Below are 22,739 nucleotides of genomic sequence, written 5' to 3'. Positions count from 1 at the left end.
CCGTATAAAGGTTTCAGTAATTCGTTTGTACGCACATCAAACACTTGAATTTCATAACCTAAATAACGCTATTCCGTTACACTAAACAGGTCGATTATGGTCAGATACCACCATGATTGACCTGTTTTTTGTTATTAACCAATCCATTGATGCAGTTGTTGCCCTCAATACAAGCCGTTTATGGCGGTCTGACATTGTGAAAGTGTTGGTACATCGGGAGTTTAAGAAGCATGGGGTGGACGTTCGGAGTATTGAACAACCCACCTACAGCATCCACAAGAAAGACCCGAATGACTTCCTGATTAACGGGCTTATGGAACTGCTTGACCAGTACCAACGCTTGGAGATTGCATCGAAGCTAGGAAGAGGTCGAAACCAGAAAGCTGAACAGGGCGGCTATGCAGGTGGAAGGGCAACCTTCGGATACAAGGCAAAGAAAGGTCAGAAGTGCATCCAAGTAGATGAGAAGCAGGCACAAATTGTCCGTAGAGTGCTTGAATCAAAAGAACAGCATCCAACATGGACGTTGACTCGAATAGCAGAATCATTGAATGAAGAAGGTTTTACGACTGGGCAAGGCAGTTTATTTACGAAAGTGCAAGTAAAACGAATCTTAGATAAACGTGATTTTTATAGCGGTACATATCGCTATGGAGATATAGAAGCAATTGGTTTACATGAAGCCATACTGTGACAACAAGGAAGGGAATAGAGAGGCTTACGTCCCACTGCGAACCGTAAGGTTAACGCTCGAACTGAGGTTGCCCCTATTCTTTTACCCTAGTCACGACATAATCCATACACAGAGGTGAATCCTTTTGACACACTACAAGTAGAAACATATTTATGTCGGTTTGGATTTACATAAAGCCCATCATACAGCGGTAATCGTCAACTATTGGAACGAAAGACTCGGTGAGATTCAAATCGAGAACAAGCCAACAACCTTCGATGAATTGATGAAGTTCGTCAAGAAGTAATGTTCAAAAGGCTTGACCCCTGTCTATGGATTAGAGGATACGGGTGGCAATGGCAGATCATTAGCCGTTCACCTTGTAGAAAACAAGCAAGTTGTCAAAGAAGTCAACTCCGCTCTTTCCTACAATGAACGTATGAGTAATGCAACCACACAAAAGAGTGATAGTTGGGATGCGTACTGCATCGCCAGGGTGTTGCTCGCCAGATTGGATGAACTGCCGGATGCGAATCCGCAGGATATTTACTGGACAGTCGGGCAACTGGTAGCAAGACGTAATTCTATCGTCAAACATGCCAGTGGCTTGAAGAATCAAATGCACCAACAATTAAGCTGTCCTATAAGAAGTTCTTCTGTGACATAGACGGTAAAGCCGCTCTTGCCTTTTGGGAGAAGTATCCTGCACCACATCAAGCACTAACGGTGGGGGTCGAAGAACTAGCGGAATATCTACGTAAATCCAGTAATAACACTTGTTCTACCCGTAAGGCAGAAGAAATACTTGAATTGGTCAGGCAGGATGGGGAGACGAAACGGAACTTCCAAGAATATAGAGACTTCCTAGTCGTTAACATGGTTCATGACATGCGGAGAAGCAGAGAACTAATCAAGCAGACAGAGGAACAACTTCGTCATGTATTAGCTCAAACCGACTACAAGCTAGAGTCGATGGACGGTATTAACGTGGTTACTGTGGCAGAACTAGTCGCTGAGATTGGAGACATTCACCGCTTCTCCAATGCGGATAAGCTAGCCCGATTTGCCGGAATCGCTCCAGTACGCTTTAGTTCGGGCGCCAAAGTCAAAGACCAAGCAAGCGGTCAAGGTAATCGGGTACTAAACAGTATCTTCCACAACCTTGCTGTACAGCAAATCCAAGTAGCCAAAGGGAAGAACAAGAGACAGCATAATCCCTTGTTCTATGAGTTCTATCAACGGAAGTTAGCAGAAGGTAAGACGAAGAAGCAAGCCCTCATATGCGTCATGAGAAGGCTCGTGAACATTATCTATAGCATGATGAAGAACAAAACCGAATACAGGGTGGTGAGTCCTCTGCCGGAACTCAAAGCAGGATGATATTATTAGAAACATAAGAACAAAGACAAAAACACAGGCAGAAAGAATTGTTCTTAATTTAGATAATTTCGCTCCTGAAAAAGTTACGGAGATCGTTGAAGGAATTTTAAGAAAAGCAAATCCTAACGGGGACTTGAAAAACTTAAAAGAACTATTTTTTTGTGAAGTATGGAAAAATTATGAAGGTGTTTGGGGGATAGAAATGCATGGACTGCGAATTGCTTTTACTATCTAATTTAAGTTATAAATCACTTGGAGAAATGATAGAAAGAATAACTAACGAGTTAGCGAACGCAGAGGTGTCAGTTAATTGTAATGAAGAGGAAATAATTATCGGATCAGAGTATTTTTCATTGGCTCTTGAAATTGAGGATACTTCTGATATCTCTTTTGTTAGAAATCATTATAACCTAGATGTTAATGTATGCCTCAGAGTTCAATTGTTCAGTAACACCTTTTATCTAGGATTGGAGCTTTTGTTTAAAATGATGGGGAAGCTTATGAAACAAATTGATGGGAATCTGTTATTTTTAGAAGATGGCTCAGATCAGTTACTTAGAAAAGAAAACGGTGAGTTAATTATCAATAAAGATTTGAATCAATACCAGACAAAATACTTAAGCACAAGTCTGCTTAGCTTACTTGACCATCCTTATACTGAAAAGAAATTGTCAAACTAAAAGTAATCTATCCTACAATACAACCATTATCAAGAGATTGCCACAATGCGAGTTAGCCGCCCGTGTTGTGGTTTTTGCTTTTCAATGAAAGTAGCAGCCAGGAGGACGAGTATGCTCAGACAAAAAATGAGGATCCAGGTGGACATCATGTCCTAGGAGCATTACAATCATTTGCAAGTGGTGCCTGGAATGTAGGAGCTTCCGCGATCAGTAACGGGATCTATCATGATACTACCAATAAAGGTGATAGTAACCTGGCATATACAGCGGGCGAAATTGCAGGAGGCCTTGCAGCGGCCGGCATCGGAGTGATCGAGACCATAGAGGGAATTACCGTTGCAAGTGCGGGAATCGTCGCTATTCCTGAAACTGTGGGGGTCGCGGCTGTCATCATCGCCCCCTCTTTGGCTGTTGCAGCCTTGGGTGTAACAACGATCGGCAATGGAGTGAGCAAGATCGCAGATGGCGTCCATAATTTTTCATCTGAGGGGACGGGTGATGGTAGACTAAAACCCACAAAACTATCTTCTGAAAAAATCCAACTGGATTGGTTACCAGATAAATATACTGCTGTAGAAGTAAAAGGATCTGTTAAAGTGGCAGGAAAAGATGTAGATGTATCAAGAAGAGTGTACCAAATCGAGATTGATAAAAACTATGTGCCGAAAGATCCGGCCGCAGACGGACTAACTAATAAGGAACTAATGTCGAAAGGGAAATCTCCCTATGTTGTAAAAGACGGAGTGGAGAGTAAATTTGAACTGCAACATTTGATTCAAAAAGAGTCAGGAGGTATGGTTGAAATAGCTGAATCTACCCACGATAAGTACAGCAGTCAATTACATGGTTTGGTAGAGGATGGAAATAGCTTCAGGAATGATCCGTTGCTTGAAAAACAGTATAATAATTTTAGAAGCAATTACTGGAAAATGCGTGCAAATGAAGAATAGAAAAGAGGGATACCATGAATCAGAAAATAATAAAAATGATCGAAGAACATGGTGAAGAAAGGGATTTTTTCGGAGGAGCATCAGAGGAAGATATTCTTAATGCTGAAGAAATGCTTGGTTTAAAGTTTCCTCAAAGTTACCGAGAATTTCTAAAAGAATATGGCTCAGGAGGAATATGTGGTGTTGAAATCGTAGGCGTTCAGGGAAATCTTGGGGCGTCTGTAGTAAAGGCGACTGAAAGATGGAGAAACATAGGGTTAGATATGGGGCTAATTGTGATTGAAGATTCAGGAGAATTTGTTCGATGTATGTACTCCGCTGATGTTAATGACGAAAGAGTATTTAGTTGTATTAGGGGGGGGGAGAACTTTCCGTCCGCTATGATACCTTTGATGATTATACAATAGATATGTTTCAAGAAGGTATTGATAACTTATAAATATGATGGTCTTGCCAGTCCCCTAGTATATCATGTGGGGGGCTACCCAGTGCCGAATGAACCCACAACTTAACCAATAACACATATAACCTATGTAACACCCGTATAAAGATTTCGTCATTTTGTTTGTACGCACATAAATGCTTGAATAGTACAACCTGAAAATCGTTACTCCGTTACATCTAACAGGTCGATTATGGTCAGATACTATCATGATTGACCTGTTTTTTGTTATCTTCGTTTTCTTACGGTTTTTTCAAAATCTTATGCAACTGTAGAATACGCCGCCCCGATCGGGAGAGTGAAAGGAGAAATCCGCAACTTCAAAGCGACATAGCCCGACCACTATAGGACAGGGACTAGAATATCTATTTTGCTCCGTAACAATCTGGACATAAGATGCGATAGTTATTGTGCAAGTCAATAAATCTGGTGACGACCAGTCAACATAAAATGGCATAAAACAGGTAAGGATACGTTTCGGGCTAGCCGCCTTCCCTACTACATAGCCGCCGAGTGGCGGAATAACAGCACAAGAAGGAAGGTATTGCATATGAAGACGAAGTACAACGACTTCTGGTTGGTTAAGAATAACAAAGCCGCTAATGCGTACATGGACGAAGTTGCCAAGGAGAGCAACTTTACAGGACATCACAAAGGATATACCATCCTGCCGCATAAAATCCATCAGTGTTATGGTTTAAGTCCGTATGAGAAACTGATTCTTGTTGACCTAGTTGCTTATATGAGTGACCAGAGCCAGTGCTATTGGCAAATTATAGATTCGAAGGTGGGGTAGATGCTCTGCCGGAGGGGCTAAAACCTTGAGGAGGCTTAACATGAAAAAGGAAGGATTCGTATCTCTGTGGGTAGGGAATGTTCAAACCACCCATGAGTTGGATAGATTGCTCGCTGTTTCTTATTCTGATGAAGGAGATTTTGTTCCTTCGATATTTGCTAAACACTTTGAGATTCGTAGATATGACGATGCTGTTAGAGAAGCAGAATATTATGAAGAGGCGAGTAATGACCTGAATCAAATACTTGAAGGATTCTCTTATGATGATGAAATTGCCCCGAGATTTGATACGCTAGTGCAGGAAGAATTGCCAAATGATATTAATGCAGTAGTTTTACTTTATAACTTTAAGTATACTGGGGAAATTGTCGAAGCTACAATTCAATCGAATTACCTGAGATTCTTAGGAACGGTAGAATATCAATAATGGGGGCTACCCAGTGCCGAATAAATCCATCATTCAATAATACACTCAACTCATGTAATACCTGTATAAAGATTTAGTCATTTCGTTAGTACTCACACAAAATGCTTGAAAAGTATTACCTAAATATTTTTTTGCAAAGATGGATGAAAACCATTTCAGAGATCAGGAGAGGACTTACGATAATGAATCAATAGTCCTATTTGAATGTAAAAGACTATCGACCATAATAGGTGGATAAAAGAAAATTATGGAATTATAGATAAAAAACAGGTATTTAGACTCAAAATAAGAAGCCTATAATTTGTTTATCCCTATACGGAAAGTTATAACTTTATAACGAGGTGTAGGCCATATCCTCCCTAGCTCCACAAAACCCGCAATTCTAAAAGGAGACCTTACGGATGATCAAAAGAATCGTAACCAGTACTCTTGTAACAGCTGGGCTCTTCGCAAGTCTGGGCGTCGTTCAGGCCAAAGAAAGCAGGTTTCAAGATATCAACCATCATTGGGGCCAGTCGGTTATCGAAAAAGCCGTTACGCAAGCCTATATAGATGGTTACTCGGATGGTACCTTCAAGCCGGATGCAGCTGTCAGCCGGGCTGAGTTTATTAAAATGCTGATGGCCGCGATAGGTCAGCAGCTTACGTCGGAATCTGGAGAATGGTACGAGCCCTATACGAAGGCGGCGACCCAATCAGGAGTGCATCGGGATATGGATTTCACCCAGGATATGAACGGAGAGATCAGCAGGCTGGAAATCGTGCGTTTGATCACTCGTGCTACCAACATAGAACTGCGAAATCCTGCTATCACGGTAGAGGATCCGGCACTTGTATATAGCGCAGCGAAGAAAGGCTTAATACAAGGATTGGAAGGGGGACGAATCGGACTGAGTGAATCGACAACACGCGCACAGGCGGTCATGGTGATCGATCGTGTACTGCGATTGAAAGACGGTGGGGTTTTGCCTGTTGATAAGGGTGCTATTCAGTTAACCGATCTTTCCTTGACGGGTACCAATTTCATGAGTGTCTTGGGCCAACCAGCATCCAGAAAGTTTCCTGTCGAGTATCGGATCGGGGAGGTAGGGCTCACTATCGAGGAAATTACGGTGATCGATGGCGATGATCCTACAACCCCCTTTGCCTCTGAGATACAGGAACAGAATGTATCGGGAAGTTACGCATTTTCTTTTAAATTGTCATGGGATCTGAGTAAGCTGCAGCAAGATCTGCAAGTAGCAGATTACTTTCGTATGGATGAGCTTATACCAGGTTCGGTTCAAGGATCAGGTCCTGAGTTTGTGACTTACGAAGATTCAGGAATCACCCGAACGAAGCTGGTTGTGAGTGTCGACAAAGAACAGTTGAAGGAGTATCTATTAAAAGGTGGTTGGAATTACGCGATTGGGGGAAAGGAATATCCTTTGTTTTATGAACAATCCTGAATTAATTTAACAAAAAAATGGAGGGAATACTTATGAAACTAATCAAATCGATTAAAATGGTTACTTTGCTAGCAAGCATTACAGCTTTCGTTCCTCTTGCCTCAACACAAGCAGCGGCAGCTGTTCACTTCACGGATACAAACGGACATTGGGCCGAGTCGGATATCCGACTTGCTGTATCCAAAGGATACGTAGATGGGTACGTGGATGAAACCTTCAAACCGAATAATTCGATCACCCGAGCCGAGTTTGTAAAAATGCTGGTAACGGGTCTAGCCTTTCAAACTGATCCTGCCAATAGTGAGTACTGGCACAGCAAGTTCTTAGCATCGGCTCAAGTGAATGGTTTAATCACCAAAGATGAAACGGGTTCTGATTCAGACCTAAATCGGAATATCCTTCGCGATGAAATGGCCAAAATTGCTGTTAGAGGAACAGGTGCAACTACAAATGAAGAAAATAAGTGGATGTATTTAGCAACAAGTAAAGGAATCATTACCGGATTGAATGAAAGCGGTGAATTAGGCATGGACAAGCCTACAACCCGAGCTGAGGCAATTACCGTCATCGAACGTATTTTGAAAATTAAGTCAGGAACGGTATTGCCTGCGGATAAATACGCAACGTCAGAAGCAGAAATTGCTTGGCATCGGACCAATGTATATTCGATGGCACCTGAGTATTTTGGTAGCGCTAAGAAGTATAATGGTGTTCCGCGGGAACAGATATTTCCTTGGGATGAAATTCGATATGAAAGCAAATTAGGCATGTCTGAGGTTGAAAAGTATATTGTGATTGATATGGATGATCCGCGTGATCCGAACAAGAAATATTTACAGGAGAATATGCGATGGAATAAGGCAGTTGGAAACACACGTACGCCTGTCGCAGAAATTCCATCAAATTCATATGTTTTCCTCTCTTTTAATCATGTAATACGATATGAGACACCTAAAATAAATGGTTTTCAAATATCAACATTATATCTCCATATGTTTAATAATGGTAATGATGACAGTGTAGATAGTGATGGTAACTTAATAAATATTGCTGGACTCGCGCCTTATGTGAGTAATGGCCTTGGATATTACTATCAAGGAGGTATCCTTCATTTTGAGGAAGGAGAAAGTGAGGCTCGTCTAATTACAGGTCAAATAGGTCCTAAAAAGCCTTTACTTACAAAAGATAGAAGTACATCCATCTACAAAAGCAACGCTAGGTCACTTGGTGAACAATATGGTTTAGGTATTTATGATTCTGAATTTGATGCTTCCTTGGGAGGCAAATAATGAACAAAAAGTTTTATAGTTATTTTATGGTAGCTATTACCTTTTTGAATCTGATACTTACATTTCCCAATATATCCGAAGCAGCCGAATTAACTCCTGCTGATGTCGTTTATTCATCACCTGTACACCAAGCAAGTCCAAGCGATGAATTTTTGTTTTCAAATTCTAGCACAATGAATATTCAGGATGTGACCATAGATTCAACAGATCCTATTACTAAAGTAGAGTTAAAGGATGCTTCTGGTAATGTTCATGGGACACTGGTTAACGCGGGAGGGAATAAATATCGCTTAAGCTCTCCTTTAACTGCTGAACGCATTGAGGTGGTAAGTTCTCTTTCCTTAGAATTAGGAAAGGGACCCTTCCAGTGGTTCCGTGACCCTGGGAATAGGCGAGTATGGATGTACGACTATGATGAACCGCCAGCTGTGGGAGAAGATCCGCTAACGGTTACACAAACCAATAGGCATTATTTGAGGAATCCAGATATTGTACCTCAACCTTCACAAGTTTCTTGTGATTACACAGTAAGACCTATCGAAAATTTGTCTCCATTCCCTACTACATTTCCAGACAACAGGCCTTGTAACCAAGCAACCACAACACGATCTGGAAACTTAAGTATGCCAGCCGCGTTCGACTTCAATTATGGAGCTATTAAAATACCCAGAAACTATGTATCCGGTTTTAATTTACAGGAAGAAGATCTAGAATTTACTCCAGATGCTACAATGAGTCTTCGAAAACGTAATATCACAAATACAAAAATCATGCCTATCAATCAATCTACATTCGGCTATCGATTCGATTATACAATAACGTTCGATACGGTTTATGACAATTTAATATCCGATGATTCAAACGGAATAGTTATTGAATGGTTTGACAACTGGACCATCAAAGTTCGTGGAAATACCTACAAATACCCTAAATTAAAAGCCTATGCTACTACAGGTCCACCAGCAACTAATCCTGACCTTACAGTTAATTCTCTTACAGGACCAGGTTGTATTGAATCAAACGTATCAGCTCACTTCAAATACACCATAGAAAACAAATACGTCGCTGTTTCTAAAGGGTTCAAAACATCCATAAGTGTTGACGGAATTTCGATAGCAACCCATGACTTTCCTACCGGGATTGGGATTACGACACTCACTGGTGAGTTTGATTACACCTTTTCGGCAAATACGATGAAAAGTATAACTATATTTGTGGATAGTAATGACGATATTAATGAGGGATCTAACAATAATAACAACAGCCTAACAGTAAATTTTACAGCAGTTAATCATTGTATGGAAGAATCACCCGACTTGGTCGTAGAATTATCGGTTCGCTTTCCTGTTATTGAATGGAAGGATATGAATATCTTCGAAGTGGATATAAAAAATCCTAATAATTCCACTTGTACACCGGTAGAGGGCAGGTTTGCCATTGAACAAGGTACTAAGGCCTATCAGTACCCCTATCGCCCGGTATCCGGTATGACGGACGATATCCCATTTGCTTGGAATGGGACGAAGTATCCGGGAGACATGGCCGCTGGCAACGTCAAAGTGTATTACGCCCTTCTTGACAGCTGCGGGAAAACAGCCTATGCCGGTCCCAAGTCGTTTGAAATTATTAAAACGGCAGGTGCGCCCACTGTATCGTTAGCTTGGTACGATACATCCACGAATCAAGAGGTAATCGAGGTTGTTCAAGGCGCAAATGTCTACTTAAAGCCTACGATCTCAGATAGTCGCAATGAAAAAGTTACGCGGCTATGGAACTTTAACAACGGTTCTCCTTGGGTAGCAGGTTTACCATTAGCTCAAGGCTGGTCTAGCCCGCTAAATGCAGCTCAGTACAATAACATAACGGCGTCTGAAAAAGGATCGCATAAAGTATGTGTTACAGGCACGAATGAGTCTGGTGTCAGCGCTACAGGTTGTTCAATCTTGTATGTTATAGGGCCGGAACCGACAGCTGTAATCGATGTTAGTGGTTGGCTAAAGGAAGATCGACGTATCCAGCTATCCGGTGAACGTAGCAGCAGTCCTAAGCATTCTACATTAACCTATGCGTGGTCAATCAATCCAGTAGCGGGCGAGACACAAGGAACCTTGGCAGACTTGACTTATATCAATCCCTTAACAGGCAAACTGAAAGATTTTAAAACCTCGAAGCTTGGTCAGTATAAAATATCTCTTATCGTCACAGATACCGAAGGCTTAACGGGCGAGGCAGTTGAAATCATCGATGTGGCACCAGATCTGGACCCGATTGCTAGCAACACAGCGAACAGCAGGGCTACGCGAGAACTATCCGACGGAGGGCTCGCCACCTATACAATAGAGGGTACCGTGATGTCGATTGACCAGGATATTATCAGCAAACGTTTCTGGTATTTTAGTTACGATGCTAACAACGATAAATCATTCAATGATGCGGAAACGACAACCGCCATTGACGAAGAAGCATTAATTATAGGCTGGGAGTATACGTATATGGCAGGGTCCGAACCACTTATCGTAACCAAAACAAATGCACATATCCTCACCTTGAAAGGTAAGCATGTGGGAGGCTATCAGTGGAGACTCCAAGGCATTGAAATTCCCGGACAACCTACGGATCTCAGATATTAAAATAAATCAGCAGAGTGGCATAGATCCACTCTGCTGAGGCAAATGAGGGAATAAAGAGTTGAGATTTAAAAAATCCAAAAACATTACTATATCTCTGTTATTGATTATATCCCTTTTTACTTTAGTATTTAATGACAACGTAGCTTACAGCCAAAAAATTGTAAATACCGTTGGAAGTGGAGATACGATCAATGATAATCCGGAAGCCACTTTTACAGCTACAGGCATAGCCACAGAGCCTATGCCAATCAATGTAACTCCTTTTCCAGCGTCCGAATTTATGAGCTGGACGAACACCAGCCTAGATAAATCTTGGATCAACAATGGATGGTTTGCATCAGCCGATGGTCGATTAATAAGCGCTAGGATGGGCAATGGAGTGCATAGTAAATTCTCCTTGCCGATAGGAGCCGAAAATATGGATCTTGATCCAAAGGAGATTAAATTACCTTACGGTGGGGCCGCGCCTTACCATTATTTGGGTCAAGGAGAATATGTAAGTAGCGCGACATTTGCAGATACGAATTATGGTAAGCATTATCTACTAGGAGATACGCACGATCCAATACTACTGAGCCCCTTTGCAGTTAATGGTAGCGCTCCAGTGATGTATGTGCGCAAAGATTTAGGAGAAATTATGTTCCGAACTATAGTTTCGCCTAGAAATACAGGTGGGAGTAGATATCAATATAATGAATATTGGTGGAGGTACCGAATTGATGATCTTCTTGCATTAAGAGCATCGGCATCGGCATCTGGAAGTTTTTTGATAGAAATCGATTCAGGTAGACCATCTTATACGGGCGCACGAGGAACATTTAGTAATGGGGATGAGCTTGGTCGCTATGCCCGTATGCGGTTTAATTCAGATTTTAAGGAAATTAATCTTACTACCAGGACAATTAAATCGTTTAAGCCTGACAATATGGCTACCCCCTATAAGACAGAATCATTTGACAATATTCCTGCCGAGCCCAGATCAAATCCCGGTAACACGTCACAGAATGGCTATATCGCGTATCTACCTGACGGCTTGGATCAAATTTTAGGAACATCAAGTGGGGCTAAGCGAAGTGTTGATGATGAGGATATCGGGTATTGGGCACCAGCTGGAGATCCGAAAGGCAACTATTATACTTTAAGCAGAATTAACAATAAACCCCACTTAATTAGATGGGATGCTGAAACTGGATTTCCTTCTATTGTTAAACAAATTGTAGCTCATGATTATATCAATGGATTTACCGGAGGCGGAGTATCAGCTGATCAAAAATATGTTGGTTTATCCTATTGTTGGCCTTATGACTCTGAATATGAGACACCTGCTGGTTGTAATTACTACTACGAAAATTTGAGTACAAGTGCGGTAACGACAACCAAGCCTTCAGATTTCTTCGAATGGTCGGAAGGCACAAGTACCTCTGATGGTTACAAAGATTATACAACCTATAAGAACGGCTATGGAACACACCGGATTACTGGCAAGACGATTGACCTTCTTTCCGGGGTTGAAATTAATCCACAACCTCGTAGCAATCAACTACCTACTAGCAGCACAAGGTATATTGGAGGTTCCACGACTAAAGCTGGAGTCGAATATTCGATTTCCTACGGATACAAGCCAAGCACTGGACAATCCCCATACAGCAACGAACCTATTACATTCGGCCAACTGTTCAATCCTTCGTCTCAACAGGTGCTCAACGGTACGATTTCATGGACGATGAAGTTTGCCAAGCTGGACGGTCCTGATTATCACGCGGGTATGGGATTCCGAATTCAAAATCACCAAAATATGTATAGAGTCGAAGTATATAAAGACAATGTACAGCTGTTTCGTATCGTAAACGGCAGGAAAACTTTGATTTCTCCACCAGTGAGTCACATCTTAACGACTGAACAGCAGATTTCGTACAAAATTAAAATAACAGGCTCACACATCAAGGTCTATGAGAGAAATGGACTCATTATCGATGCGGTAGATAACACGTTTACATCCGGTACGCTTGGTCCGTATTCAACAGCCGATAATACCGAATTTAAAGGCATAAGTTACATGTGGTCAGAGTCGGATCTGAGCTACGATACACCGGGCGCTGCGATCGTGAATACACCCATTACGTATGAAACTACCTATGACGATCCGGAAAGGGATGCGATGTACGCACCCGGAACGCAGTGGTACATTGACCACGTTGATCCAAACCGATTCCTACCGTACACCTGGGCACCTTATGATGCGAACTACGGCGTATCTTCAATGCATGGTCAAACCGTGACCAATCCCGTTCCACAGTTCGATAAGGTTGGTTTATATAAGCTCAAATATCGAGTACCGGATAATCCAAGGCCTGACAATGCCGCTTTTGATTCGTATCGCAAATATTCGGAGGATTACGAGCAGTATTTAATTGTGCATCGTATACCTGAAGCACCATTTACCCTGCATATCGAACAGGATGGAACAGTAGGATGGACGGACCTGAGCTTTGATCCGGACCGCTGCTATGCACATGGCAATTGTCAGGCAGCCTTTGCAGCCAACAACGGCATTTATGCCAAGAAGTTTTACTATATCACTCCATCCGGAGTGAAGAAGGACAGCAAGCTTGTCAGACCTTTGGAGAGTGGGGAATACACCGTTGCTATGGCCGTTCGAGACGAGAATAAAGCATGGTCGGATTGGTACGTTCAGACCATCCAAATCGACCAGCCGGTAGCGCCGAATCATCCACCGACGGTATGGCTTACCTTCCCAAGCGGAAGCTATGCAAATCCTTCGTCGGTGTCCTTACAACCGACAATAACATGGAATCAAGCGGACATCGATCCGGGCACCATATTTTCTACATTCAATCTATGTGTATTTGATATATCAAATAATCCTGTTGAATGCGTAAAAAATCGAGCGATGGATACATCTTTAACAAACTGGGCATGGACGATGGAAACCATGCTGTCCATGGGGCAAAAATATTGGGTACAGGTACAAGTCAGTGACGGGGAATCGTGGTCTGACTGGAGTAACATCGGCTGGATGAATACGAACAACCCACCAGTTGCCTATATGACCTTTCCCTATGGTACGCAAGCTGCTCCTAACATCGTGAATACGCTACGACCCGAGCTAACTTGGTATCAATCAGACCCGGATATTGGGTATGTCCTTTATTGGTATCAGATCCAGATTACAAACGAGGCCAATGATGTGACGATTTACGATTCAGGGAAAACATGGCAGAATACAACCTCTACGACAGGGAGAATGACGGTTCCCGTTGATCTGCCTACCGGTCAAAAGATGAGGGTCCGCGTCAAGGTGTGGGACCAGTACGGGGCCGAATCCAATTGGTCGCCACAAACGTGGATGATGATCAATCGACCGCCCAAAGCGATTTTCACTTGGAAGGTGAATCCACCAGTAGCTATTTTCGAGGGGCCTGCTTGGGAAGGAGATCATATTCAACTCATCGATCAGTCTACAGATCCGGATGGTGATGCCCTAACAGCGAGTTGGTCAGTACGTAATCCATCTGGAGTCGTCACTACAGGTACTGTAGTGCCTTACATTAAATTTGTAGCGCCTGGTGATTATGATATAACATTAACTGTTACAGACGTTCACGAAGCCAGCGACAGCCTGACAAGACGTATTGTCGTCAGTCCTATGGTGTTATTGGGTTACGTGAACCATACCGATGATTGGAATTCCAATCGTAAGAAGTACAATCAAGCCAAAACCAGAACAGATGAAAGCCCACGTGGCTATGATGTCTTCTTTCCAGGTGAAAGGTTCATGTTAAAAGCCGACACAATAGGTAATGTCGTACAGACCACTTCCAAAATCATAGGAACTACATTCAACACCAACATGGATAAAAGTAGTGGCGGAGCCTTCTCTGGCGTATGGATAGGGGAGATGTGGGATGACACCATGTTAAAGTGGGATAACCAAGTAGTTGTATTCCGCTTTACGGCGACGACTCCAACGGGATATCAGAAAGTAACAGATGTGCAGGTACGTATCGACGATGATGATTTCTGGAGACAACACAGATCAAGGTGATTTTCAGAGGTATTTAAAACTATTAGGAATTTGAGGTGGTACTTATCTATGTTGGAATCTATTCGCGCTTATTTCTATCTTAACGATACAGCTATCTCAGAAAAACCCATAAAGATCAGCTATGATCATAAGGTTGAATATTGGGACTGGGTTGCGAGAGAATGCTTGTATAATCGTAGGCAAAGAGATGGATTCGAAGATTTACAATATGTCAGTCATCGACTTGGTTTTACATATGCAGACTCCAAGCCTTATCGAAAAATCGGAGAAGAAGATAGGAAGAACTACAACTTATATATTATATGTGAACCCGCCTCCATAGAAAACTCATCCAATTCTATAGATAATGTTGTTTATGTATGGCTTAAGGATCAAAGGGGCAAAAAATATCTTATTTCCTTTGGTAAAATAAACTTGCCTAGTCGAATGTATGCAGCGGAGATAATTGAAAACATCATTCAAGAAAAGCTGGAACATGTGACAAATAGCTTGAAAATGAATCAGGTGCACAGTGGAAATGATGTATTTATGCTTGAAGAAATTTGCCCGTATTATACGATGGGTGAGATTAGTAAGTATAAAGATACCTCGCATCTATTATTTTATTGTGAAATCAGTGATCTGAGTTACCCTGACTCAGGGGATGTAGAAATGGATAACCGTCTCCAAGGTTTTTGGCCCACGTTGATGATAAGATGGATAGGTCAAAATTATGAGAGTGTGTATCCTCTCCCCGAGTTTAAGCTGACAGAGGACACCTTAAAATGGTCAAGCGAGCAATTAAGGAATCATTATATGGAACAATATGTTCCCGAGACTTATAGAGATCGTATGCATGTATCGATCTGGAAGGGAGATCCACTTGATAGGATTGATAAAATAGAAATCAAACCTGATAAATATGTAGAAGTCCTTAATCAAGAGATGGTATGGATTCGAGTGACATAGAGACCAATCATTAGTAGTTGTTTATTTGAAGGTCAGACTAAATATTTTAAAATGTGCTACACTTCGACATTATTCAACAAAATTGTTGAGCGGATATTGTCGATAATGAATCAATAGACCTATTTGAAAATAAATACCCAAAGACCATAATAGATGAATAAAAGAAATTTTTGGAATATAAACAAAGAATATGAATCTAAATTGAGTACTAAGCATTATATTTCGTCTTGTACTGTATCTGTAGAACTAGACAATGAGCCATAAATAATAAGTTGGGTTCTGAAGGAGATTGGATAATTAATATTTAGAAAGTATTGATATTATCTTAATGATGATATCAATATTTTGCTTTTTAATTAGGATTTAGATAATGGGTAGGATACTTCAAGAAAGGGTGGGACTAATATTAGAAGGTAGCAGGAAAGTCTGAAGTAGAATAACTATTGTGAGTTCTAGCATCGGAGTGATTGAAGTGTTCAATTCGAGAAATTTTCAAGCAAAAATAAAAAAGTATATGGGCTTCTTAATCCCTGTACTTGGTATAGCAGTTATCATTGTTTTGGCCATGGTGATGTGGTGGTGGGAAGCAGATGGAAGACAAAGAGCATTTTATGTAGATGTACCGGTTTTCAAAGATGATGTGAAGCGTGGAGACTTAATTAAAGAAGAGATGTTTACAACAGTTAAATATGAAAAGGATAAATTAATCGTAAATTTCATAAAAGAACCACGAACCATTGTAGGTTTGGAAGCGAAGCAGTATATTCCAAAAAATTTACAACTCGATTTACAATTCTTTGAATCTCCGAACCTGCTTACAGATGATAAGCGTAAGAACTGGAAGATACCTAACGAATGGATTTATTCTATGCCTAATTCATTGAGAAGAAAAGACCAAATTGTATTTTATGAGGTTAATAGTGATGCAATGAAAAGTGATAAAAAGATTCAGATTGATGCTACCAGTAAAATAACTGAGGATATCGGAAAAAAAGATCAGAACATTCAGGTTCAAATAACCCAAAAACCGGATGAGAAAAACAAACTTATGGGAAAGAATGAGCCTATCTTCTCTACTATAGTTAGCTATGTTAAAGACAGTGCAAACCGGGAAGTCGTATCTACCAGCCCTATTAATCGAATCGATGCCAATTCGACGATAAAAGACCTGGAGATTATAGCTACTAAGGAGGATATCGATCTGCTGACTTCCATAGTAACTGGAGGCAATAAGTTTATCATAGGTTATAGTGATGGGGAGGGTACGGTACATGAAAGTAAAACTGGTAAGTAATAATGTTGATCTGTTGGAACCATTGCGAGGTCTTGGTTATTTTGAAGAGGTTACACTATCAGATATTTTAGAAGAAGCTTTAGAGGCGGATATACTAATCATCAGCAGTATACTAATTGGACATAATATGTTGTCAGATATATATGGACGGTACGCACAGCAGCTTAAAAGCAAAAAATTGTTCTATATGCTCACCGACAATGAAGGGGATTCTCCAAATGATTTGATTGCTCATATTTGTGAGGCCCGAGATATAACGGTTATTCCTCCTAAGATGACTATAAATCAAATTATAGAACATTTAACCCATACTTTGTTTCCCGATATAGGAAGAAAAAATAGCAAAGTTGTAGCTTTCTTCGGAGCAGCTGGGGATGTGGGAACTTCTATGGTTAGCCAATCTGTCGCTGAAATATTAGCCCAAAATACGGAATACAAAATTGGACTATATATTCTCAATGACTCTATGGGCCCTTATTATGTCAAACTTCGTGAGGACGAGGATATCAGCATTGATGAAATCAAGGCGGAGTTATGGAGTAATGTGCTCTCTCCTGAAAAACTGCTGCAAACCTGCGTTCAAAGAAACAATCTTTATATCCTTCAAGCCCCCCGCTATTTACCCGATATGCGTCATTTTCACCCGGAGCACGTTGAGCAGCTTTTAGAGCTTGGATCCAATGTGTTTGACATTATTATCATTGACGCAGGGGCTAGTTATAACTTAGGGCTTACCATTGGAGTTTTGCGATCAGCAACTCACAAATATCTAGTCACTACACAGCAGGAGAAGCCGAGACTCAAATTTGAACAGGTTCAGAGCCAGATTTTTAAATCACTTCAGTTGAAGACAACGGATTTCATGATTATTATCAATAAATTTCTGAAGGATACTTCTATGTATGATGGCAAACAAATGGCTGATCTTTACAAAATGACCTTGGCAGCTACGCCTCCACATTTGGAATTTATGGGATGGCAGGCAGAAGTGGACCGCAAAACACTTCTCCATTTCAATTCGATAGATTTTATCGAGCAAATTGAGCTGACAGCGAGATTGATTGCCAAACAATTAAAAGTAGAATATAGGGAACAAGAAATGAAAAAGCCTGGATTTATCAAGCAGCTATTCGGAAGGGGTCAGGCAGGATGATGGGTACTGGTCCCAAAAGACCCTTTCATCTGGATGAATATATTCAGGAGATTCAAAAGAAGAGCACCGATACATCCCGAAGAACGAACGTGGCTTTTAATCGACTGGAACGATTTTATGAAATATGCGATGCCGTTAAGGAAGTAATAAAAATGGAAATGTTAGATGGGATTGGAACGGGATCGGCAGAAGCAGACCAAACCAACCAATTCTTGTACCAGCAGAAAAGGGCCATTATCGGTCATACGAAAGAAGTTAATTATTTTAAAACAAAGATAGAAGAATATTTGAAAAAAAACAATGCTTCGAGTGAATGGTTTCCTGATTGGTTTGAAGATCTCAAATCCGCTATATTTCATGAGAATTGGGGTCTGGCCGGGATTATGGAATGGAAAATCAAAATGAAGGAGAGCACTTCTTGCAAAATCATAGGGCAGCGCATTTACTTCCTGATCGATGGAAAAATGATACTTCAAGAACAAACCATCTCGAAGGATCGTATTAATCAGCTTATTACAGCGCTTATGCTGCAAACGCCTGAGAAACGATTGGATGATGGCAATGCAGAAGTCTACATGCTCGATGGAACGAGGATAGCAATATTCGTGGATGGTGAAGATGGTTTGGCCAAAGAATCCACAATTATATTTCGTAAGTACATCATTGAACAATTCACCTTTAAAGAGCAATCTGCTCGTGGAACGGTTCCAATAGAGCTGGTACCGGCTCTAGAAGCTTGGGCATTGGTAGGATTCAATGTAGGATTTATAGGTCCTGTAAGAACAGGAAAAACTACTTTTCTGGAAACCTGGCAGTCTCTTGAGGATGGGACTTTGGAAGGGATTCAGATCGAGACAGATCCTGAAATCGCCTTGCATGTTTTAATGCCAAAAGCACCTATTATGCAAATTGTTGCAGACGGTGTTAGGCTAAAGAAAATTATTAAGAGACTTCTTCGTGCCGATGGGGACTATCTCATAATGGCAGAAGCACGGGATGCTGTTGCCATGGCAATTGTAGTTGAAGCAACGAATCGCGGAACCAGAAGAGTGAAATTTACTTATCATACTTCTGATCCCATTGATTTCTGTTACGATGCCGCTAATGGGATTGTTCAGGAATTTGGTGGGGACGTATTCGCAAATACAATAAAAATTGCTAAAAATGTACATTATCTATTTGAATTTATCCAGCTCAAGGATAAATCCAAGAAAAGGCTCAAAGGTATTTACGAAATCAGATACAACCATTTAACCTTGTTAATTACGATTCATCAAATATGTAAATATAATTTTAGAACGGATTCTTGGAGCTACAAATACGATTTTGGCTCGGATAAAGTTGGTATTGCCGAGATGGAAAATTATGAAGCATTTGAAGTGGTACAAAGAGAGTTCAAGCGTTTGGCTGCAATAAGCCCAATAGAGGGTGAAACTGTAACAGAACTACCTTATATCAAATTCATGCTAAACAGGTAGGTGAAGCAGCCATGTTAGTGTCTACGATTGAAGAGTTAGCCAGATACATCATATATTGCATCATTCTTCTATGTGGGTGGATGGTAGTTTCTTCCCTAATCTTACCATCTGTACGCAAAGGTAGAACCTACGGACGTTACAAGGGAGCACAGAAGGAAGACGATTCAAGGAAAAAAAGAAAAAACCGCTTCATGCGTCATATCGAACGGACAATTCGTGTGGCCATGAATACAAGGTCCGAACAAGCCATATACACCTTTTTTCTAATATCTGGATTGTTGACCTTCTTTTCCTTGTTGTTTTGTATAAGGAGCTCCCAGACAGTGTTAACAAGCATAATCACCTGTACAGCAGCTGGAGGAACGCCATATCTCTTATTGTACATGAAACTGCGCGCTATTAATGTTAACAGCAGCTATGAGGCCGATATTCTGGTTACTGAATTGATAAGTCAGTATAAAATGAACTACTTAAATATGGTAGAAGCTATTGACCAAACGATTATTAGATTAAAAAGGGATCTTTACACAAGAAAGGCTTTATTCAGGTTAAGTCTTGATGTAAAGGAATGTAGAAATAGAGAAGAATTGGAAGTGATTGTTAAGGAGTTTGCTTTTTCGATCGGAACTGAGTGGGCCATCCTGTTATCGAATAATATTTATCAAGCTATTGCCTACAGAGATGATGTGAGAGAAGGTCTCGAAGATATTCTTAATGAACTGATTGCCCTAAAAGCTGTAAATGAAACGAATAAACAAAATAATTCGGAAACCTTTCTCATTATCAAGTATGTAGCCCCCTTAGCTTATTTATTAAGTATCTATGGGCTTATACATTACTTGGGTTTTTCAACCAGTAAATTTATTGATTATCAGTTCAAAAATCCGCAAGGGCTGCAATATTTTGTATACACAATGGTCTGTATTGTAGCTAATTTTATCATTTATTATTTTATTCGAAAGCCTAAGAATGATTTTTAAGGAAAGAAGGGTGGTCATTGTTAGACCTACAAGCTACTTATTACACAGCCGTATCGGTATTATCATTAGCAGGTATATACCTGTTTTGGAAAACGAGAGCAATATTGTTAGCTGGAAGAGTCCAGGCCAAAAAGCGGCGATACACACAGCTGCAGCAAATCGTACAGGAACGTTTTAGAGACGATGAGGTCACGAAAACTCTTGCTATTTCCGGGTTACCTATCAATTCAACACAATATCAAATCATCAGATATCTTCTTGTAGGTCTGCTATTGATTAGCAACCTTGCATCCCATTCACTGAAAGGAGGCGATATGACTTCATCTTTGGGATTTATCGTATTTGTGTTTCTGATTACAAGCCCAAAGGTGTATATCTTCAAGCGAAAAACCCCTTATAAATATTTAATGGACCTTTTGACTTCGAGGTACAAGTACAAAAAAAATTTAGAAGTCTATCGTGCCATTTCACAACTGAAAAATCTTATTATCATTAAACAGGAGAGACCACCAGGATCGCTTTACATCCTGGAGCAATTAAATAAATTTACGAAGATAACAAAGCCTATCTTTAATCGAATGTTAATGATGTGGACGATGGGACAAAAGGAAGCAGCTTGCAAGTATTTTGTTGAAGCAATGGACACGGATCATGCACAGGAAATAGGAAGCTTGTTTGAAAAGCTGGATGGACTGAATCCAATTGAATTGAAGAACCAGCTCATCCTATTTCAAGAGGATTTTAAACAAAAACGCCAAACGGAGAAGCTGAAACAAAATCAATATCGGAGTCACATGATATATGCTGTTGTTGTTATATCCCTGATATCTGTATTAACGAACTTTTTGGTTTTGGGTTTCCTGATGGATTTATTAAAAGGTTTCCAACAAATCAATCAATGAGGAGAAGTGGACATGAAAGAATTTATTATCGTAGCTGCATTTGTTATTCTAGGGAGCTTCCTTTCTTACACTTATATAAATGGTAGTACCGACACGGCAACAGTCCAAACAAAACGTGTCGCTGACAAACAAATGCTAAAGATGGCAGATGTAGAAAGATAAGAATCTCTTGAATAGCTCTTTACTCGTCTCCATAATAATAACCGCAGTATCATTACTATTGGGATTACTGCGGTTAATGGGATCGGGCAACATCTCAAGATGTCCATATATGTAAAGCAGGTGATTCTTTGGCGAAATTTATTATAGCCTTTTCCATGATGCTTCTTGTATTCTTCCCAATCGTTCAATATACATTAAATCAAGCCAACCACAATCGAATGGAGAACGCTATAGAAATCGTTCACAAGCATGTTCAACAAGCCAGGACAGATGGCTATTTTACTCCAGGTAACATTGATAATATGAAAAATGAGCTTGCTTTGAGATGTAATGTTACATTGAGCAAGATTATGGTAAATGTAACGACGACACCTAAATATCGATTTAATGCATTTGATCAACGTGAAATGATTGACTACGATATTCAAATCCCGATAAATGAAATTATTGCTATGGCAAGTTATTTTGGTTTTACAAGTGAACAAAATAAGAGTGTGTACACGATCCGGGGATCTGCTCCGAGTGAGGTACTCGCCCCATGAAGATATTTATTTTGTGGATGAGTTTATTTCTATTAAATATTATTTTTTTGAATGTTCAAAATGAATACAATCGAGCTGAACGTCATTTTATTCAGCTCAAATATATAGCCGAGGAAGCAGCGGCAGCAGCCACCCAATATTATCAATCGATACCTTATTCCAACGGAACAATGGTATTTGACCAAACAGAAGGAATTAAAGCAGCCGAATATGTGATTAGGCAGGATCTAAATTTAGACAATAATTACATACCTATGCCGGGAAGTTATTGGGTCGACAAGGTGACCTACAACATTCAATTTTTTGATGACTCCAATACGACATATCCCATTTTATATAATCACAGCTCTGGATTCTTTTCCAAGGCAATTGGGGACCCAACTGTTGTTGTTACTATTAATGTAGGTAAGCCCAGATATTCTATTGTAGCTCCAACCAATAATTATTTTAGAACGGCTGCTCATGAATGGAAGGAACGCTAAGATAGATGATGGCAGCA

General features: G+C 40.5%; 19 protein-coding genes and 2 pseudogenes. All 21 read left to right on the top strand.

Annotation, left to right across the window (positions count from 1 at the left end; translation table 11 throughout):
* Nucleotides 1–145: 145 nt before the first annotated feature.
* Nucleotides 146–694, top strand: a pseudogene (locus tag NST47_RS33045) (recombinase family protein); the annotation flags it as partial.
* Nucleotides 695–842: 148 nt separating this feature from the next.
* Nucleotides 843–2,053: pseudogene (locus NST47_RS33040) on the top strand (IS110 family transposase).
* Nucleotide 2,054: 1 nt separating this feature from the next.
* Nucleotides 2,055–2,288, top strand: a complete 234-nt coding sequence (locus NST47_RS33035) for a CdiA C-terminal domain-containing protein (protein ID WP_341159805.1) — start codon at nt 2,055–2,057, stop codon at nt 2,286–2,288.
* Complete coding sequence (locus NST47_RS33030) at nt 2,260–2,733, top strand: hypothetical protein (RefSeq protein WP_341158926.1); 474 nt, start codon at nt 2,260–2,262, stop codon at nt 2,731–2,733. Before NST47_RS33035 ends, NST47_RS33030 begins: the two co-directional genes overlap by 29 nt.
* Before the next feature lie 65 nt (nt 2,734–2,798).
* Complete coding sequence (locus NST47_RS33025) at nt 2,799–3,683, top strand: HNH/ENDO VII family nuclease (RefSeq protein WP_341158925.1); 885 nt, start codon at nt 2,799–2,801, stop codon at nt 3,681–3,683.
* Nucleotides 3,684–3,697: 14 nt separating this feature from the next.
* On the top strand, nt 3,698–4,090 hold the full coding sequence (locus tag NST47_RS33020) for an SMI1/KNR4 family protein (RefSeq protein WP_256711691.1): 393 nt from the start codon (nt 3,698–3,700) through the stop codon (nt 4,088–4,090).
* Between the two features lie 585 nt (nt 4,091–4,675).
* Nucleotides 4,676–4,921: a hypothetical protein gene (locus NST47_RS33015; protein ID WP_179097815.1), complete on the top strand. Its 246-nt coding sequence runs from the start codon at nt 4,676–4,678 to the stop codon at nt 4,919–4,921.
* A gap of 40 nt (nt 4,922–4,961) precedes the next feature.
* Nucleotides 4,962–5,348, top strand: a complete 387-nt coding sequence (locus NST47_RS33010; protein WP_076238404.1) for an immunity 22 family protein — start codon at nt 4,962–4,964, stop codon at nt 5,346–5,348.
* 401 nt (nt 5,349–5,749) lie between these two features.
* A complete protein-coding gene (locus NST47_RS33005; protein ID WP_341158924.1) occupies nt 5,750–6,796 on the top strand; it encodes an S-layer homology domain-containing protein in 1,047 nt (348 codons plus the stop codon).
* 32 nt (nt 6,797–6,828) lie between these two features.
* Nucleotides 6,829–8,085 carry an S-layer homology domain-containing protein gene (locus tag NST47_RS33000; RefSeq protein WP_341158923.1) on the top strand — a complete coding sequence of 419 codons (1,257 nt, stop codon included), beginning with the start codon at nt 6,829–6,831 and terminating at the stop codon, nt 8,083–8,085.
* Entirely contained in the window at nt 8,085–10,715 is a 2,631-nt protein-coding gene (locus tag NST47_RS32995) for a CARDB domain-containing protein (RefSeq protein ID WP_341158922.1), read from the top strand. Before NST47_RS33000 ends, NST47_RS32995 begins: the two co-directional genes overlap by 1 nt.
* A gap of 58 nt (nt 10,716–10,773) precedes the next feature.
* Entirely contained in the window at nt 10,774–14,781 is a 4,008-nt protein-coding gene (locus NST47_RS32990; protein ID WP_341158921.1) for a glycoside hydrolase family 78 protein, read from the top strand.
* A 48-nt stretch (nt 14,782–14,829) separates the two neighbouring features.
* Nucleotides 14,830–15,729, top strand: a complete 900-nt coding sequence (locus NST47_RS32985; protein WP_341158920.1) for a hypothetical protein — start codon at nt 14,830–14,832, stop codon at nt 15,727–15,729.
* 472 nt (nt 15,730–16,201) lie between these two features.
* Nucleotides 16,202–17,023: an SAF domain-containing protein gene (locus NST47_RS32980; protein WP_341158919.1), complete on the top strand. Its 822-nt coding sequence runs from the start codon at nt 16,202–16,204 to the stop codon at nt 17,021–17,023.
* Nucleotides 17,001–18,176 carry an AAA family ATPase gene (locus NST47_RS32975; protein ID WP_341158918.1) on the top strand — a complete coding sequence of 392 codons (1,176 nt, stop codon included), beginning with the start codon at nt 17,001–17,003 and terminating at the stop codon, nt 18,174–18,176. The genes NST47_RS32980 and NST47_RS32975 overlap by 23 nt, the downstream gene beginning before the upstream one ends.
* On the top strand, nt 18,173–19,654 hold the full coding sequence (locus tag NST47_RS32970) for an ATPase, T2SS/T4P/T4SS family (RefSeq protein WP_341158917.1): 1,482 nt from the start codon (nt 18,173–18,175) through the stop codon (nt 19,652–19,654). The genes NST47_RS32975 and NST47_RS32970 overlap by 4 nt, the downstream gene beginning before the upstream one ends.
* Nucleotides 19,655–19,977: 323 nt before the next feature.
* The gene (locus NST47_RS32965) at nt 19,978–20,634 is read left to right on the top strand and encodes a hypothetical protein (RefSeq protein WP_179097811.1); all 657 of its coding nucleotides are present in this window, start codon (nt 19,978–19,980) and stop codon (nt 20,632–20,634) included.
* A 17-nt stretch (nt 20,635–20,651) separates the two neighbouring features.
* Complete coding sequence (locus NST47_RS32960; RefSeq protein ID WP_341158916.1) at nt 20,652–21,536, top strand: hypothetical protein; 885 nt, start codon at nt 20,652–20,654, stop codon at nt 21,534–21,536.
* Nucleotides 21,537–21,548: 12 nt separating this feature from the next.
* Nucleotides 21,549–21,698: a hypothetical protein gene (locus tag NST47_RS32955; protein ID WP_179097812.1), complete on the top strand. Its 150-nt coding sequence runs from the start codon at nt 21,549–21,551 to the stop codon at nt 21,696–21,698.
* A gap of 128 nt (nt 21,699–21,826) precedes the next feature.
* Complete coding sequence (locus tag NST47_RS32950) at nt 21,827–22,240, top strand: hypothetical protein (RefSeq protein WP_076238390.1); 414 nt, start codon at nt 21,827–21,829, stop codon at nt 22,238–22,240.
* A gap of 17 nt (nt 22,241–22,257) precedes the next feature.
* On the top strand, nt 22,258–22,722 hold the full coding sequence (locus tag NST47_RS32945; protein ID WP_341158915.1) for a hypothetical protein: 465 nt from the start codon (nt 22,258–22,260) through the stop codon (nt 22,720–22,722).
* The last annotated feature ends 17 nt before the right edge of the window (nt 22,723–22,739 follow it).

It is taken from the genome of Paenibacillus sp. FSL H8-0034 (assembly GCF_038000305.1).
Classification (GTDB): Bacteria; Bacillota; Bacilli; order Paenibacillales; family NBRC-103111; genus Paenibacillus_S.
The sequence above is the reverse complement of the archived record's forward strand: the minus strand, read 5'-3'. Positions and strand labels throughout refer to the sequence as shown.